General features: G+C 31.5%; 15 protein-coding genes. 2 read left to right on the top strand and 13 right to left on the bottom strand.

Annotation, left to right across the window (positions count from 1 at the left end; all coding sequences use genetic code 11):
* Positions 1 to 305 precede the first annotated feature (305 nt).
* Both HGI79_RS08825 and HGI79_RS23210 read left to right on the top strand, forming a co-directional pair.
* Entirely contained in the window at positions 306 to 1,196 is an 891-nt protein-coding gene (locus tag HGI79_RS08825; RefSeq protein ID WP_185650351.1) for an ISL3 family transposase, read from the top strand.
* Positions 1,197 to 1,203: 7 nt separating this feature from the next.
* Entirely contained in the window at positions 1,204 to 1,512 is a 309-nt protein-coding gene (locus tag HGI79_RS23210) for a transposase (RefSeq protein WP_185650350.1), read from the top strand.
* Between the two features lie 784 nt (positions 1,513 to 2,296).
* On the opposite strand, the gene HGI79_RS08815 is transcribed toward HGI79_RS23210, so the two are convergent.
* The 13 genes from HGI79_RS08815 to HGI79_RS08755 all read right to left on the bottom strand — a co-directional run bounded on the left by HGI79_RS08815 (position 2,297) and on the right by HGI79_RS08755 (position 17,143).
* Entirely contained in the window at positions 2,297 to 2,992 is a 696-nt protein-coding gene (locus HGI79_RS08815) for a 4'-phosphopantetheinyl transferase superfamily protein (RefSeq protein WP_185650349.1), read from the bottom strand.
* Between the two features lie 390 nt (positions 2,993 to 3,382).
* A complete protein-coding gene (gene fabD, locus HGI79_RS08810) occupies positions 3,383 to 5,743 on the bottom strand; it encodes an ACP S-malonyltransferase (RefSeq protein ID WP_185650348.1) in 2,361 nt (786 codons plus the stop codon).
* A 20-nt stretch (positions 5,744 to 5,763) separates the two neighbouring features.
* On the bottom strand, positions 5,764 to 6,726 hold the full coding sequence (locus HGI79_RS08805) for an acyltransferase domain-containing protein (protein WP_185650347.1): 963 nt from the start codon (positions 6,724 to 6,726) through the stop codon (positions 5,764 to 5,766).
* A gap of 37 nt (positions 6,727 to 6,763) precedes the next feature.
* Positions 6,764 to 7,447 (bottom strand): MBL fold metallo-hydrolase, encoded by a 684-nt coding sequence (locus HGI79_RS08800; protein WP_185650346.1) that lies wholly within the window; start codon positions 7,445 to 7,447, stop codon positions 6,764 to 6,766.
* A 458-nt stretch (positions 7,448 to 7,905) separates the two neighbouring features.
* The gene (locus HGI79_RS08795) at positions 7,906 to 8,466 is read right to left on the bottom strand and encodes a class I SAM-dependent methyltransferase (protein ID WP_185650345.1); all 561 of its coding nucleotides are present in this window, start codon (positions 8,464 to 8,466) and stop codon (positions 7,906 to 7,908) included.
* A 472-nt stretch (positions 8,467 to 8,938) separates the two neighbouring features.
* Positions 8,939 to 10,612, bottom strand: coding sequence for an MFS transporter (locus HGI79_RS08790; protein WP_185650344.1), 1,674 nt, complete (start codon positions 10,610 to 10,612; stop codon positions 8,939 to 8,941).
* 314 nt (positions 10,613 to 10,926) lie between these two features.
* Positions 10,927 to 11,961, bottom strand: coding sequence for a hypothetical protein (locus HGI79_RS08785; protein WP_185650343.1), 1,035 nt, complete (start codon positions 11,959 to 11,961; stop codon positions 10,927 to 10,929).
* 15 nt (positions 11,962 to 11,976) lie between these two features.
* Complete coding sequence (locus HGI79_RS08780; protein WP_185650342.1) at positions 11,977 to 12,213, bottom strand: acyl carrier protein; 237 nt, start codon at positions 12,211 to 12,213, stop codon at positions 11,977 to 11,979.
* 10 nt (positions 12,214 to 12,223) lie between these two features.
* Positions 12,224 to 13,855 carry a class I adenylate-forming enzyme family protein gene (locus tag HGI79_RS08775; RefSeq protein WP_185650341.1) on the bottom strand — a complete coding sequence of 544 codons (1,632 nt, stop codon included), beginning with the start codon at positions 13,853 to 13,855 and terminating at the stop codon, positions 12,224 to 12,226.
* Positions 13,856 to 13,868: 13 nt separating this feature from the next.
* Positions 13,869 to 14,120, bottom strand: a complete 252-nt coding sequence (locus HGI79_RS08770) for a phosphopantetheine-binding protein (RefSeq protein ID WP_185650340.1) — start codon at positions 14,118 to 14,120, stop codon at positions 13,869 to 13,871.
* A 23-nt stretch (positions 14,121 to 14,143) separates the two neighbouring features.
* On the bottom strand, positions 14,144 to 15,154 hold the full coding sequence (locus HGI79_RS08765; protein WP_185650339.1) for a 3-oxoacyl-ACP synthase III family protein: 1,011 nt from the start codon (positions 15,152 to 15,154) through the stop codon (positions 14,144 to 14,146).
* A 23-nt stretch (positions 15,155 to 15,177) separates the two neighbouring features.
* The gene (locus HGI79_RS08760) at positions 15,178 to 16,119 is read right to left on the bottom strand and encodes a methionyl-tRNA formyltransferase (RefSeq protein ID WP_185650338.1); all 942 of its coding nucleotides are present in this window, start codon (positions 16,117 to 16,119) and stop codon (positions 15,178 to 15,180) included.
* Between the two features lie 28 nt (positions 16,120 to 16,147).
* Positions 16,148 to 17,143: a phosphoadenosine phosphosulfate reductase family protein gene (locus HGI79_RS08755; protein ID WP_185650337.1), complete on the bottom strand. Its 996-nt coding sequence runs from the start codon at positions 17,141 to 17,143 to the stop codon at positions 16,148 to 16,150.
* Positions 17,144 to 17,161: the final 18 nt, after the last annotated feature.

The raw sequence follows: 17,161 nt of genomic DNA, 5'->3' as shown, positions 1-17,161 counted from the left end.
AGAATCCCTTAAGGTTAAAGGAGAATCTTAGCCTCTAGTTTTCTAGTTAGCTATAAATATGCAATAAATCAAACGTAAAAAACAATTTCAAGCATTCCTATAGGTTTACTATTTTTTACTTATTTTAATATAATTTTTATTGCATGTCAATAAAAATTAAAATATGGCTCAACCACGACTTTTGTGAGTAATAAAGACAACTATTAATTGTATTACTAATGTTATGGCAAAAAAGTTGAAAAGCATCCGATACCTCCCATATGATTATCTTGCACAAAAAAACCAAAATAAGGTGTGATTATCGAATGCCTTTAGACTTTAATTTTATAGAAAATCTAATAGGACTACAAGATATTAAGGTAACATTTTTAAATGTAAATAATGATATAGTTGAAATATATGCAGAATCAAAAAACAATTCAGCTGTTTGTCCTAAATGCAATAAAGTAACACATAAAATCCATGATTATAGAATTCAATCCTATGATCATTTGCCCATCTGTAATAAAACAACTATCATACGCTTAAAGATTTGCAGATATATGTGTGAATGTGATTTAGATCATCCATTTGATGAAGTATTTTCGTTTATAAGAAAATACCAGCCTCATACTATACCGTTTGAAGAGTTTATCTTTAAACTTACCTGCAAAAACACTATAAAGAATGTAGCTGAATTACTTGGATTTAGCGACAATAAAGTTCAACGTATATTCAATCATTATGCAAAGATTAAGATAGCTACAAAAGAGAAAACACCTCTTGTTTTCTTAGGCATTGATGATATAACAAAATCCAAAGGATATATATATTACACAGTAATCTACAATCATGAGACTGGTGATGTAGTATCATTAATTGATGGGAGAACAAAAGAAGATGTTGTTAAATACATTACAGAAAATTTTACTAAGGAACAGCGTGAAAGTGTTTTAGCTGTATCCTTAGATATGAGCAAAACTTATGCGTCAGCAGTATTAGAGTGTTTTCCTAATGCAGCCCCAGTTACTGATAGATTTTATATATCTCAGGCACTCCATGTGGCAGTAGATGAGGCAAGAAAGCACATCCAAAATAAAATCCGTAAGGAAGATAGTGATAAAAAGAAAGTATTTGGTATACGCTGGGCCTTTTTAAAGAATCACGAGGATTTAAAAGTAGAAGAAGAAAAGCTCTTGGAGCCAGTTTGTATGTGAATACCCAATGCTACGCGCTTGTTATGAGTTAAAAGAAGAGTTTAGAACATTTTTTCACATAACAAACATAGAAGAAGCAAGTGTTTATATAGATTATTTCTCAGTTCTTGTGGATGAAAGCGAAATACCAGAATTACAATCTTTCTATAAAACTCTAAATAATTGGAGAGAATATATACTCAACTATTATTATTTATTTATAAGCAACGGCTCAACTGAGGGCAGAAATCATAAACTAAAAAACATTAAGCGTAGGGGTTATGGCTACCGTAACATTGATAACTTTAGATTGAGAATATGTTCCGAATGTGACTAAACTTGGTTATATAGTAATTCATACCTCTTAACTCAAGGATACTATAAATATAGTATTGGGAAGTAAAATCCTATATGTGTTTATCTTTCACTATTACTAAAATGTATACTGTATTACCAAAAACGTGATTCCATATCAATGGAATATGATTGTATTATTTTTGAATATATTTTTACACCTATTAGGTGTTTTCCCAAAAGTCGTGGTTGAACTATTTTTTTAGTTTACCATAAACATTTTTTATAGATCTATACTTAGTTCCTCAAAAATATCCGTTCATATGTATGCTTTGTTAACAAGTATTGCTAAACAGTTTTTATCATATTCTAAGCTCCAATAATACTTCTCTGTCATCAACATTTGCTGTAGACGGCATAGCACCTATATGTTTTCTGAAATAGACTCTGCCAAACTTATAAATATTAACATCTTCAATTCTAAGAAAGGCCAGTTATATCTAATAAATTGTATGAGAATATATCGTATTAACTCTATAATTTTATAAAAAACCTTCGGGCCTTTCAAATTTAGAATTAGTTACAAAAGCTTAAGAATAGTTATCTTAAGCTATTTCTATAACGCCGAACTTAAACATCCTCAGAGTTAACTGCCATAAGATCATCCACTAAATAAACTGAAATAATTTCACTACGGATAATTGCTGAATATTACTATTTCTTTGATTTTTAATACATGCTAGAGTTTTTCTATCTGTAAATGTTACTATTACTTTAACCAGCACAACGGGTAAACAGATCTATTGTATCGAATATATGTTATATCTTTAATTAGACAAGCTTAATAGTTCTGATAAAAAGCTACTAGTGGAAACTAAATTCACATGTGGAAAACTCTTACTCAAAGTGCATATTGAAATCATTACATCTTTACTTATGCACATATTATAAAGGAACCAATTAGAGTATCTATTACCAACCTTTACATATATACTATTTTCATTAATTTCTAACGAAAACGAGTTTAGAGGAATATATAGACCTTTACCCTCGGCTTTTATATAGCTTTCCTTTAAGGTCCAAATTTTGTAAAAGTAGTTTTGTATCAGTTCTTTCGGTTGGTTAACTATTGCATTATATTCATATTCTGAAAAAAATCTCTCTGCGATTTTTAAGTCAATCTCTTTTATTGTCTCAACATCTACACCAACTGGTGTATCATCAATAGCACAAACTACCCAGTTTCCTGAATGAGATATATTAAAATAAATTCCACAGGGTTTAACCAAGACTGGCTTACCATATTCATTTTTTTCAAAAATCAAATGTTCATTTTTAACTCCTGTCTTTTTGCATATTAGGTATCTCGCCAAAATATCTCCTAAAAGAGTCCTTTGAGAATCTTCAAACCTATGGAACCGACATATCCGTTCCTTTTTATCTTTTAGCACAAACCCTAGTAACCTGTCGAAATCACTCTTACATAAATCCTTCTCAATTTTTAATATGTATATTTCAAGCATATTGCTCCCCCTAAAATTATTACCTAAAAAATACTGTGTCTCTTCATTACTAAATTTTCTGCTCCAATTACCACGTAGCTATATAAATATTTATAAAACAAAAATGTATCATATCAATTATTGATTTCATATATTTATAACATACTCCTAAGGAACCGTGAATGAAGTTTTCTCTTTCACGGTTCCCATAAGTATTCATATCAATCTTTATATTCCTACTAACTCTAACCCTATCACCATTAACTACATTTGTAGCTACTATATTTCTTTAAACTTATTGACCTCCCCCTCATAGTATCTTTCATATTTATATCAACGTCTATAACTACAGTAAATTATTAGCACTTATTCCCTTCATAATTTCAAATTCTATTCTTTACTCATATTTTTCTATGTTAAAATACTGTTAGCTCTTTCTAATATTTCTGCTGCTCCATCCATAATCATTAATGCTATTTTATCTACATTCCTATTTTTCCATAACTCCAGATCTGTTCCTTTAACCCATTCATTGAAAGCCCCTAGAGCCGGACTACAGCTTATGTTATAATTTATTTTATTTCTTTTTTCGCCTCTAATTGCCTCCTTTTTTGAATTTTCAACATACCACTTAAAAACTAAGGCTATTTCTGGATTGCTACAGTTATTTATAATTTCTAACTCTTCTTTAGTAATATTTTTCTTACATTCTTCCAAAATATCATTAATTGATTTATTAAAATATCTCTCTTCTAGCTGAGTCTTAGTTTCGCAATCTAACTGTCCTATAGAGTTTGTATTTTTAAGTAATTGATATAATTTATTTACCCTTGCTGAAAAAAAAGACCCTTTTTTTATTACTTGAGCTTTTCGACCTAATTCAAACATCTCCAGGGATGGTATATATACTATGTCATCTACGTTTACTTGTTGCAGCAATTCCTTAACTTCAACACTAGTACCACTTTCTACTGTGCATTGATTTATAGAACCTGTTAAAATAAACTCTGCACCAATTAAAAATACTCCAGCGGCAGATTCTGGAGTTCCTATCCCCCCAGCTACACCGATTTTTATATCTTTAGCTTTAGGAAACTCTAAAGCTAACTCATTTCTTAATCTAAGGATTGTTGGAAGTAGACTTAAAATGTTTCCTTGCTCCGTTGATCCTGCTGAATCACCTTCTATACATATATCATCAGCTACAGGGATGTGTTGAGCCATTTTTGCTTCTTCATCAGTTATATCGTTATTCTTTAGAAGCTTACTTATCACTCTACTAGGTGGCGGAAGCATAAACATCTTAGCAACATGTGGACTAGAAACTTTGGCAATAACTTTATTTCTACACTCTATATTCCCAAGTTTATCCTTTCGCAAACCCTTTATTCTATATTTAACTAAATATGAGGATAACGTAATATATGCTGATGCCTCAATAACTTTAACATCCCATCTTAGTAAGACATCCACTAATGTTTTTTCTTTTTGTGGAGTTATAGGATCAAAGAATAGGTTAACACCGAATGTTCCCTTATTATTTAATTCTTTTTTAATGTATATGATTGATTTTTCTGTCTCCTCAAGACTTATACCTTTTGTCCCCAGAAACGCCATACACCCACTTTTACCTGCTTTAATAACTAGTTCCTTTGATGAGACTCCATCACTCATGCTCCCCAATAAATATGCATATTTTAACCCATATCTGTTCTTAAAATCAGCATTTCCTAATTTTCTTCCTAAATCTCCTAGGGTTTTTATCTCACCACTAACAATTCTATCTTTAGCTGTGCTCTCACCTGTATCTTCTATAACCTCTAGTTCATTTTTAAGTAAACTGATTATTTCATTAGTTTCTTCTAACTCCGCAGATTCTTGATTTTCTTGAACCTCACCATTCTCTTCTGCAATAATTAATGGCTTTGCCTCTCTCCTTATAGTTCTTATCAGTCCCTCTATAACGCTACCTGGGCCAAGCTGTGATATTTCTATATCTTCTTTTTTACCCATTAGATAACACACCGTTTCTGTCCACTTTACACTACCAACCATTTGTCCTACCATATTAGTGACTATTTCTGAATATTTATAAGGTCTTGCTGTTAAATTTGAAATTATAGGAATAGATGGTGTTGAAAACTCAAATTGAGAAATATACTCTTTAAATTCCTTTGCTGCATCGTTCATATATCTAGAGTGAAATGCACCACTTACTTTTAATATTACATAGGCTCTAGCTCCACTTTTTTCAAAGATTGCTTTAGCATTTTTAATATCCTCACCAGGACCTGATATAACGATTTGTTTTGGTGCATTTAGATTTGCTATATCTATACTATCAAAATTATTGTTTATAATACCCCTAACCTCGTATTCAGTTAAACCTATTACAGCAGCCATTGCTCCTCCAGTAGCTGTATTCATAAGTTCTGCCCTTTTTCTAACAATTTTTAATCCTGTTTCAAAACTAAAAACCCCTGCTACCTGCAATGCACTATACTCTCCCAGACTATGCCCTGCAACAAAATCAGGCTTTTCTTTCTTGTCCTTAATAGCCTTTAAATACGACAACACATTTACAACGTATAACGCTGGTTGAGTATATTTTGTTATACCTAATTGCCTATCTTTATCTTCTAAACAAAGAGCTTCTATAGAATACCCTAGTACTTCATCTGCAATTTTTACAATTTCCTGAAACTCCTTAAACAAATCCCTCCCCATACCTATAAATTGTGATCCTTGTCCTGGAAACAGATATGCTTTCATCCGCTTTTCACCTCTTTACCTTATAATATATTTTCTATACAGTATTCACTGACTTGCTTAAACTTCTTAACTTCACTACCAAATGGGGTTATAACTGATAAAATATTATTATTATATTTTTTCCCCATAATATGTTTTGCTAAATTCTCAAGTGTTCCTGATGTTCCTAGATCTATATATATATGTTCTCCTATACTTTGTAATGTTTTAATTGCACCTCTAAAATTCATAGGTTTCCTTAAGACATCCCATAAAAAATTATCATCGATGGCTTGTACAAGAGTTCCTCTAGTTGATGAAATTATATTGATATTTGGTTTATTATATTTAATATTTTTTAAATACTTTGCATACGGAGAATGTAAATTGTCAATACCACTTGAATGAAAAGCATAACGTACCGGTAATTTAAGCCCAATTATATGCTTTTCTTTCAAGAACTTTTGAATGTCTTCTACCGCATCATCATTACAAGCTATTACAAAATGACCATCATAATTTGTTGCTATAACCTCTGCCTTAGTATTTAGCTCACTATTCTCGTGATATAGTTTCACATTATCTAATATAGATATCATTGCACCATCTTCACAAGTTTCCTTTAACAAATCCACTTGTATAACTATGAGTTCCAAAACCGATTCAACATTCAATACCCCTGATACCGCCATTGATACATATTCCCCTAAGCTCACCCCTAGCAAATACTTAGGATATATTCCATTTTCTATCATAGTTTGCGCTAGTGCATATTGAACCATGAATATTGTAGGATGTGTGTAAAATATATCATCAAATCTATATTCCTTACTATCACTATAATATAATCTGTCTATACTATACTTTCCTGTTAAGTTGTAAAAAAACTTATCCATTTTATTCATCCAATTTCTAAAACTTTCACTATTTTCATACAATTCTAGACCCATCTTATTATACTGGGATCCTTGACCTGAAAACATAAAAACTAATTCTTTCCCCACTGCTTACCTCCTCCATAATAGTCCTACAATTTTACAGTCAAACCTGTTTCAGATTTAATGTTCTACTGTTATTTTCTCTATTTCTAAATCTTACAAATTTGTCTATATCATAAATTTGAAAATATATATTTGTTTCTTTCAAAGAACCTATATCTTTTCCTGGTGGTTCACCAAAAGAGTGTCCTGGATATACGTGTATATTTAAAGGTATAATCTTACTTAATCTATTAATACTATAATACATGTCTTCCGCTGATCCACCTGTTTCATTACAAAGTCCACAACCTTCTATAAATATAGTATCTCCTGTAAATAAGTTATTTCCAGTCCAATAACAGGTACTTCCCTTTGTATGTCCTGGTGTAACTAAGCACTTTATCTTTGTTTCCCCAAGACTTATTACCTCCATATCCTCTACACATTTTAAATTTGCACATTTGTAATCATAGTATTCAACTTCATTTTTTGACATATATACATCCGAATTGAAGTTGTTAACTATTTTCGTTACCATGTTAGTATGATCAAAATGCGAATGCGTAAGCAATATTTTCTTTAACTCAGCATCATTCTTATACAATATTTCTAGCATTTGTGACAAATCCCAAGAAGGATCAACAACAAATGCGCCTTTAGTAGACTTATCTATTCCTAAATAAGCATAATTACAAAATTGCATATATTTTGTTTTTATTATATACAAATCGTATGTTGATTCCATTGATTGTCCCATCCTAACATCATTTTGAAATTATTCTTTTAATTTTAGATCATTACTCTCAAAGTTTACGCGAAATACTTGAAATTCAAAATTTTTAATCATTTAAATTCAATAGATAGTTTTAATAAAATATTGTAACAAATAGATTCAATCTATTTGTTACAATTCCAACATATCGCAAAATAAACAGAAATTCAATTATACTGAAAAATTTATAATTATCTTAACTATATCTAATGATTACGAAATAATTGGAACTTTCTCACCATTAGATTCAATTATTCTGTTTCAATCAAAATTTCTAATTAGATACTAATGAAACAGCTCCAATTCAAATACTGCTTAAAGATAACTATAAATATTTCCATAGAGTTTGGATTCTTGACTATAGGCTCACTTCCATGCTAAGTGTATTTAAAAGAGGCTATATTGCTCAGCCTCTTAAATAAATACATATCTTATATTTTCCTCAAACGAAAAACTCCATTAAGTTTATCCAATTCTTCGAAGGAAGCGTGTCTTATTGCATCACGTGGTGACCACAGCGGCACCTTAGTCCAAATTGCAAGAACACCACCAGGTCTTAAGACTCTACAAATTTCCTTTGAGATTTCCTTCATAGAAATAACTGGAGCTGGTACAACACCATAAAGAAGAACTAAATCAAACATAGAATCTTCAAAGGAGGAATTCATGGCATCATCCTTTTTGACTATAACATTTTTGATATTTAATTCATCAACTTTTCTTTGTGTTTCTTCAACAGCTACAGAATTAATGTCTGTAGAATAAAGTTTCCCTTCACTACCCAACATTCTCGAAGCAGGTATGGAAAAAAAACCAGATCCACACCCAATCTCTAGGACTGTTTGACCAGGCTGTATTCCTGAACCCCTTAGTAACATCTCTGGATCGTCGTATTTTAGTCTTGAAGGACTATCCAGCCATTTTAACATTTTTCTATAAAACCTTCTTCCTCCTTCAGTTTCACCACTTAATAAAAACTCTCTTATTCCCATTATTAGACCCTCCCTAATTCTTATGTTAGCGTAGCTGTTTGCGGAATTCCACAAGTATTGACTACCCTAACTTTTAGCCGTTAGGCTTCTATACTTTCCTCCATTATGAATTAATACATGTATCTACACAAAATTTAAACGTAGTGGAGGAGAATACCATATTTGTGTGGGTAAAATTAAACAAAATACCATTAGGCAAATTTTTATCAAAGATAACTGTAACAATATACAAGGTACTTCCAATTATGGATTGATTAAAATTTTATTATTCCATAGTCTTTCATAAACCTTTAATGCAACCCTTCGTGTTATAATTGAATCTCTAACCAAACAAAAATAAACACGAAAGATTGTCATCATATTTAATTCAATTATAATTCATTCGCCTTTTTTCTATACAAAACTGCTTTTACTGAAAGCAAATCTTCTTTTATATTTGCCAATATCTATGTTATATGCCTGGCTTAACCCTCTACTCTACGTCAACTATATTATTCGCCTCTTTATGCTTAGGTTGTTTTCTGCCAGTATTAAATGCAAAAAATAACGAAAATATAAGTAGTATGCAAGAGCTCTTAAAGGTAAAATCAAACGCTTCAGAACTTTTAGTTTTTAGCGTTAATGTTCCATAATCAATCAACTTGGAAATTTCCTCTTTCTCCGCATTAAACATTGCCTCTACCTCAATTTTTTTATCGGAGCTTGTTTTTTTCAATTCATCTTCTTTTTCAGAGTCTATTTCCCGTAGTACTTCAATTTTATCTGTCTTATCTGATTTTGGCGTCAACTGACTTACATTATTAATCATATCAGCTTTCTTAGTAGGTTGTAATTTTGTTGAAGCCTGTATCTTGCTTATAAAACTTTTCTTTCCTAAATCAAAATATGAATCAACTGAATTATTTAACACAGTTACAAATATAGCTATACCCAGTAATACCCCTATCTGCCTTGACATATTGATTACACCTGATGCAATACCTATCTTTTCTTTTTCTAAAAAGTGTACTGAACCCCCAACTAACGCTGGAGCACCGCATCCCATTGCTATACCTAGTACTACTAAAATAGCAATAATTTTACTTTGAGGTGTATTAGGTGTTAACTGTGATAACAAATAGTTCCCTGCTACAAATCCCAACATTGAGATTATGATAAATAGCCTATAACCCACCTTTTGGTAGAACTTGGGAGTTATTATAGAGGCTATCATAGAGGCAATGGATAACACACATAGTGTCACTCCAATTTTCAAATTCGAGACTTCTTGAATATTGTTCATAAAAAAGTTTAACAAAAATAGAGAAGGTGATAGCGCAATACCCAAAAATACCATGCAAATAACTGAATTCCTAAAGTTTCTTTCCCTAAAAAATTTTAGTTCTATCATTGGTGCCTTTACTTTTGTTTCTGCGAAAAAGAAGAAACCTAAAAGTACAAAACTTCCTACTAACATTGAAATTATCCTTGATGATGTTATTCCATAATCGCCAGTTTTTATGAGCGCTAAAACAAATAAACTCAATCCTAAAGTAAGTAACACAATACCAATAAAATCAACTTCTTTAGATGTTGTTTCGTCGTAGGACTCTTTAATTAAGAATACAGTAATAAAAATAGCTATTAGTCCTAATGGAATATTAATTATGAAAATCCATTTCCAACTAAAATACTCTACTATAAAACCACCTACTGGAGCTCCAAAAGAAGCTGCAAAACTCGCCGTTGCACCAAATGCTGCAGCAATTAAAGCATATTTCTCTTTTCCTAAGATTTCTACTGCCATAGGTATAACTACTGGAGTTATAATCGCCGCACCAATACCCTGAATAGCTCTAAACAATATTAGCATTCCTATTGTTTCAGAACTAGCACAAAGTAAAGATGAAAGGGTAAATATAGCTAAACCTATTAAAAAAAGTTTCTTTCGTCCAAACTGATCAGCAATCTTAGCAGCTGTTACCATCAAAACACCTAAGGCCAAAGCATATATACTAGCAATCCAACTAGTGGTATTTATAGATGAATTCATATACTCTCCGATTTTAGGTGAAGCAATATTTATTATAGTTGTATCTAACTGAGCTAAAAATGTACCTATCAATATTGCTATAAACCCAAATTTTCTAGTAAGTTTCTCATTCATAGTTAACTCTCCTATTAAAATTTATATTTTTTCCTATATTTAAAATATTATACTAATTTAACAAATTTTATGATTTTATGCAAGTTTAATTAAAAATATAATACATTAGCCTTTCATTACTTATATGGAATTATTGCCTTTATTATTCAATATAAATCTCCTTTCAATGATAAAATAAAACGCTAATCTCATTTCATCATTGATTTGGAGATTTTTTAGCTCCAACGATTTGTTACAGCCTTATTGTTTCACACCAGAATAACTAATGGTTTAAAATAGTTAACACTATTCACCAGTTTCCTATAATGTTATCTTTAGTATAGATACTTCATTTCAAAGCCTTCAAAAAACTCTTTTGCTTCTTCCGGATCATTAGAAACACCCACACATAAAGGTTTTCCATTAGGTCTTTGTAGCGCTTTTATAACATGTTGAATGTACGTGTAGTTTTGGGAGAATATTGATCCCGCCATACCTTGTAATATTAAACTCATTAATGTTCCTACATGAGTATTTGTATTGTAATAAGGCATATTATTACATATGCTTATTTCTTTAGATAGCTTATCTGCAATAGGAGCAAAAAATCTGAAAAGTTTTTCAATAAACGCTTTGTTAGTATCAGCTGATATAGTTTCAGTTAACTCCCCACATTTTCCTTCTGAGTCTGTATATCGGAAGCAAAGATTTAAATCAGATACTTTTTCAACACCTCCGTTAGCTCCGTACTTAATATGTTTTTTGTAATCTGATATAATTAACTCCCAATTCACCCTAAATCCATTACTAAATTGTTGTGTGCTACACTGATTAAAATTCCCATCGTCATAATAAGAACCTTCAGAAGTTTCAACCTCATCAAATTCCTCCTTATCTTGAGTTTTGAATTGCTCCACAAAGGACATAGCACCTAATAATATTTCTTGGAAATGAAAACAATAAAGATTCTTTACTGAAAAATAAGAAAGATTCTCTATATCAAGCTTCAGTCCAATTAGTCTTTTTTGTAGAATCATAGTAAGATATTTATAGCTACATACAATACCCATACTACCAGTGAAATTAGGATCAAGGTGAATACTTCTAATAACCTTATCGTTATCGAGCGACAAAGTAATTATTACCGATAAATCAATATCTCTTTTTTGCATTCTCGTATTGGTTCTTTGCCAACCAATAACATCATACCCATCTTCTCTTCTTACAATTTTTGTACCTCTTGATCTACTAGCTATATAGTTGTCTGAAGGACAATCAGGACGATGAATGTTGTTATACGCCTTATATCTAATGTCTTCAATGGATAGATTGTTTTCTAATAAAAGATACTTTTTCCCCTTTACATTCATTGATTCTTCTCCTGTCTACTTAAAAAAATCATACGCCTGTCCAATAGTTGAAATTTCCATCAAATCATCTAGTTCTACATTCATTTTAATATTAAACTCATTTTCAATATCACCAATTAATGCATAGGTGGAGAGAGAATCCATTCCTAAATCATTAATAAAAGAAGTTTCTTTTGTTATTTTATCAATAGAAACATTAAACCTCTTTGAAATAAATTTTACAAAACCTTCATATGTTATTTTAGTATCCATACTTTACACCTCATTCAAATAAAAATTTTTCATTTTCAGGAACTCCATTTTCAGCCCAATCTTTTAATTCATTCTTTTTTACTTTTCCTGATAAAATAATAGGCAACTGCGAAATAAAGGTCACAATATCTGGTATTTTATAGTTGGCAATTTTCCCCGTACAATAAGCTTTTATATCAGTTGGCGTTAAATGCTTTCCAGCCTTTGGTATAACAAATGCTACAGTTTGTTCACCTAATACCTTATGTCGTTTCCCAACTACAGAAACATCATAAATATCTGGGTGAGTCTTTATTACTGATTCTATATCGCTAGGATAGATATTAAATCCTCCACGAATTATCATATCTTTTTTCCTACCAATAATTGTAACATTTTCATCATCATAGAATCTCGCTAAATCCCCTGTATAAAGCCAACCATCATCATCTAAAACTGCTTTTGTTTCTGCTTCTTTTTTATAGTAACCCATCATAGTATATCCACGAATGGCCAATTCACCTATTTCCCCATGTGGGACTTCTTCTCTTTCATCATTTACAATTTTCACTTCAATTCCTGGAAGTGGTCGTCCAACAGTATTAAGCCTAATCTCCTGACTGTCTCCTGGCAATGTTAACAATACAGTTGCAGTTGCTTCAATCAATCCATAAGCGTTTAACAGGATACAACCAGTTACCTCTTCAATCTGTTTTGCTAGAGCTGGAGTACAAATATCGCCAGAAACTATAACCTTTTTCAGAGATTTCCAACTACAAAATTTCAAGGTTGATGTTGTAAATAATAGTGACCACATAGTTGGCTGAGTATGAAAAAGAGAACACTCCCCTTTAGATATAGATTTTAGAATCTGATTTGGATCAAAAGTTGATAAGAATTGAGTTTTAGTTCCTCCTGCAAAATTACAAAGAAGAGCTACAAAACCCTGAGCAGCATAAAGTGGAGCTATAGAAATTCCATGATCCCCTGATATTTGCCAATAATCATTGGTAAACTTTGATGTTTGAACTAAACTTCCGTGACAAGACATTACTCCCTTTGGATTACCTGTAGTTCCAGATGTATAAGCTAATAATGCAACATCTTGTGGAAAAACTTGTTCAAACTCAATTTCTTCCTCTACAGGCTTGAAAAGCTCCTTTAGTAATACATAATTTTCCTTTACAGTATCTTGATGTTCATTTCTAATTATCCAGTTCTGTGCAGAAGGAACCTTTTCCTTTATATTTTCAAATAGAGTTACATAATCAATTACACCTATCTGATCCGCAAATATCACAGCATCAGGGTCACAATCAATTAGAACATTAGCAATTTCAGGCTCTTCCCAACGAGTACTAAGAGGAGTAGGCCATGCTCCTATTTTCATTAGAGCAAAATAAAGAAAAATAAATTCCTTACAGTTTGGTAATACTATTGCTACCTTGTGATTTTTTGATATACCAAGTTTTCGTAAGTTTTTTGCAAGAGTTACACAAATTTCGTGAAATTCTTCAAACGTAAAGTGTTCTTCATCAAATATAAGAGCTTCTTTTTTTGAATTTTTCGCACAAACCTCATCAAGCAAATGTGGCATTGTATCCGTTGCAAGATACTCTATTTTGTTTGTCATTTTATCATTTAATAACTTGTTCATACTCATAGTTAACCTCTCTCTAATTCATCATTTCATTTAGCATGCTTACTATTGATGAAGGAGTAGCGAATCTAGCAAAATCTATATTCTCCAATTCTAGGGCAATGTCGTATTTCTGCTCAAAAACCGAAAGCATTTTAATTAGATCAAAAGATTCAATAAGTCCCGAGTTAACTAAAGGTGTGTCACCTTCAATTTCTATATCCTTTATAGATTCTATATTACCTTTTAAAAGTTCAATGATTTCCTTTATTTCTAATTTATTATTCATTTTTCCCTCCATAATTTTGTATTTTACCAAACTAAACAGATACAAGCCATACTATAACCTGCTGCTGTAGCAATTATAACTACACGATCCCCAGGTTTTATTTTACTAAGTGTCGCTGCTTCATACATAGCCATAGGCACACCACCAGCACATGTATTTCCAATTTTCTCAATGATGGATATAGTTTTTTCTTGTGGAATATTGAGTGAACGACACATTTCCTTCTGCAGATATTTCGTTACCTGAGATAAGATAAAAAAGTCTACAGAATCAACTTCCCATCCTGTTTTTTCTATACATTCTTTGAAGAAAACCGGAGCTGTTTCATAATTGTCTTTAATAATCTTATTTGTCTCGCCACTTAAATAGAACTTATCCGTATCTCTAGGGAATCTTACCCCTCCTCCCCAAACTACGTTTTGATCCCAGTACTGGCCCATAGATAGTAAATGAGTATCTACAATTCCACGATTGGTATTTTCTATAGCTGATAAAACAAAAGCAACTCCGCCATCACCAACAGAAAGGGTAGCATTCTTTCTTTCCAACTCTTCTCTTGTTTCGCAATTAAACTTAATCATTCGTGAAGGTACTTCACCTGAAGCTATAAGAACATGTTTTGCCTTACCGCTTCTAATTAAACTATCTGCTAAATCAATGCCATTAACAAAAGCGTTACACGCATTTTTTACGTCAAAACAATGAGCGTTAATAGTACCCAACTTACCATGTATAATATTAGCTGTAGCTGGCTCAGCAAAGTCCTGTGTAATAGCGCAAAATATTACAACATCAATATCCTCTGGTTTTAGTCCAGAACTTTTTAAAGCTTCTTTTGAGGCTTCTATAGCCATATCAGAGCAATGTTCATCCTCTGCAGCATAGTGACGTTTATCAACTCCAGTAAATAATTTCACCATACCATTACGGATTCCAAACTTTTGGAATCCAGCCATGTCTTCTACCTCTTTACTGTCAACAACTCTTTTCGGAAGGTATCTACCTACACCTGTTACAACTGCTGAAATAGTCATTTTAATCTTTCTCCTTTTTCATTTTATTTTCCAAGTATTTGTCCTTCAACAATTCCATATTCTTTTACAAACTCATTTATCTTTATCTTTTTTAAATCACTGTTGAACAACTGGTTTACTGATATTATTGAATCTGATATACTAAAATACATTCTAGACTCGTCGATTTTAACTATTGTCCCACCTTTTACTTTTTGTTCATTGCTAGATTCTTTCCTAATTGAGCTAAAAAAGAATTTTTTTCCGTTAAAAGTAGAAGAAGGATAGACAAAATCGTTTTTCATGGGATAAAAACAGAGCCCTCGTATAAATGAATCAATTCTTTGAAAATCCCACTCATAATTTACCATTCCTTCAAAAGGAATATCTTTCTTACTATAATAGGAAGCCTTACTTTCATCTTGAACTATAGGTTTAACTCTATCATTAATTATATTTGGAACAATTTCTTTAAAGAGAAGAATTCCCTCGTTAATAGATTTCATAATAAGGGATATTGCTGTCGCATTTTCTTCTACCTTAAATAACCTCACCCCAATTATATTTCCTGTATCAACACCATCATCTACATAATGCCAAGCGACTCCATGCTCCTTTTCTCCATTTATTAAACACCAAGAACAAATATTTACCCCTCGATATTTTGGAAGCGGACCGTTATGGAAATTAATCACTCCGTATTCAGGAATATTCATTAAATCCTTCTTTATAATTTTGTAACTATTAATATTAAATATTAAATTTGTGCCGGATTCACGAATTCTATCTAGTACCGAAGATGAATTTATTTTTGAAGATTCTACCAGAGGAATACTATTATTTTCGCAGTATGCCTGAAGCATTTTAGCTGATACATTTTCTGGATCTCCAACCACCAAAACAACTTCTGCTTGTTGCTGTTCTTGCAATATTTTGATACAGTCAATAGCCATTTTTCCATTGCCGATCACAACAATTTTTTTCATGATTCCTCTCCTTATTTTAATTCTTTTACTATATTAACTCAGAATATTTATATCCAAGTTTATCAAGACTGATTTGCAAGTACTCTTCTGAAATTTCTGTATTTACCAATTCAAGAGCTCTTTCTCTTGTCATTTCGTTTCTCCTAACAAGAGTACTTAACTCAACTTCATGCTGAGAAAAGCCAAAATGATCTACAGCTAACTTTTGAGATACAAAGTTGAAAAAACAATTAGTGGAATCTTTAGGCCAACTAACAGCCGGCATCTTAAATTTCAATTCCTTTTTTAGCAATTCTATAATATTTGCTTCATTATAATCAATAAAAGAAAATGGTGATAGTGTCTTGATGTCCCCAAAATTCTTATAAAAATAGACTGCTGAATTCTTTAACACTTCAGCAATTTCTGAAAATTCATCATTTTTTGCCAACTCATTATTAACATTTTCATCAGAAATTTTATAAATTGAAAAAAGTTCTGTGTGCTTGAGATATTCCTGACCCTTTGTGTATCCCCCAAGAATCATATTAATACTATTTTGCCTTGCAATTTCTCTGAGATGTAGGTCAAGGATACTATGGCAAAGCCTACAATAATAGATAGGCTTCTTTGTAGCTAAGAGATATTTAAAAATCTTCTGATATACATTGGAACGGTAAATCAAAAGGTCGACACCCAAAATATCTGCAGCATTTTTATTATTTTCATACATCTCTGGAAGTCCAAATCCGTTATCAATAAAAACAGCTAGGGGATTAAGGTTTAACTCTTTTTTGGCAATATACAATGTCATTAAACTGTCCTTGCCACCAGATACTCCAACCATACAATCATATTTACTGTCTTTTCCCTTTGACATTTCTATCTTTTTAAGCAAAACTTCTTTATCCCGTTTTATTAATGTCTGGTTTTTTTCATTACTAATAAATTCATTGTAATCATTACAAACGTTGCAAACTCCATGCTGATCAAGCGTTATTTTGTCTTCTACCACAGGCATAACACACTTTTTACATCTACTCATTATAATCCCTCTCTAAAT

The sequence above is a fragment of the Clostridium sp. DJ247 genome, assembly GCF_014231265.1.
This window is presented reverse-complemented; position numbering and strand designations above follow the sequence as displayed.

Excerpts from the sequence above, each read along its gene's own strand:
- HGI79_RS08825 (WP_185650351.1), top strand. The coding sequence starts at position 306 with ATGCCTTTAGACTTTAATTTTATAGAAAATCTAATAGGACTACAAGAT.
- HGI79_RS23210 (WP_185650350.1), top strand. The coding sequence starts at position 1,204 with ATGCTACGCGCTTGTTATGAGTTAAAAGAAGAGTTTAGAACATTTTTT.
- HGI79_RS08815 (WP_185650349.1), bottom strand. The coding sequence starts at position 2,992 with ATGCTTGAAATATACATATTAAAAATTGAGAAGGATTTATGTAAGAGT.
- fabD (WP_185650348.1), bottom strand. The coding sequence starts at position 5,743 with ATGAAAGCATATCTGTTTCCAGGACAAGGATCACAATTTATAGGTATG.
- HGI79_RS08800 (WP_185650346.1), bottom strand. The coding sequence starts at position 7,447 with ATGGAATCAACATACGATTTGTATATAATAAAAACAAAATATATGCAA.
- HGI79_RS08795 (WP_185650345.1), bottom strand. The coding sequence starts at position 8,466 with ATGGGAATAAGAGAGTTTTTATTAAGTGGTGAAACTGAAGGAGGAAGA.
- HGI79_RS08790 (WP_185650344.1), bottom strand. The coding sequence starts at position 10,612 with ATGAATGAGAAACTTACTAGAAAATTTGGGTTTATAGCAATATTGATA.
- HGI79_RS08785 (WP_185650343.1), bottom strand. The coding sequence starts at position 11,961 with ATGAATGTAAAGGGGAAAAAGTATCTTTTATTAGAAAACAATCTATCC.
- HGI79_RS08780 (WP_185650342.1), bottom strand. The coding sequence starts at position 12,213 with ATGGATACTAAAATAACATATGAAGGTTTTGTAAAATTTATTTCAAAG.
- HGI79_RS08775 (WP_185650341.1), bottom strand. The coding sequence starts at position 13,855 with ATGAGTATGAACAAGTTATTAAATGATAAAATGACAAACAAAATAGAG.
- HGI79_RS08770 (WP_185650340.1), bottom strand. The coding sequence starts at position 14,120 with ATGAATAATAAATTAGAAATAAAGGAAATCATTGAACTTTTAAAAGGT.
- HGI79_RS08765 (WP_185650339.1), bottom strand. The coding sequence starts at position 15,154 with ATGACTATTTCAGCAGTTGTAACAGGTGTAGGTAGATACCTTCCGAAA.
- HGI79_RS08760 (WP_185650338.1), bottom strand. The coding sequence starts at position 16,119 with ATGAAAAAAATTGTTGTGATCGGCAATGGAAAAATGGCTATTGACTGT.
- HGI79_RS08755 (WP_185650337.1), bottom strand. The coding sequence starts at position 17,143 with ATGAGTAGATGTAAAAAGTGTGTTATGCCTGTGGTAGAAGACAAAATA.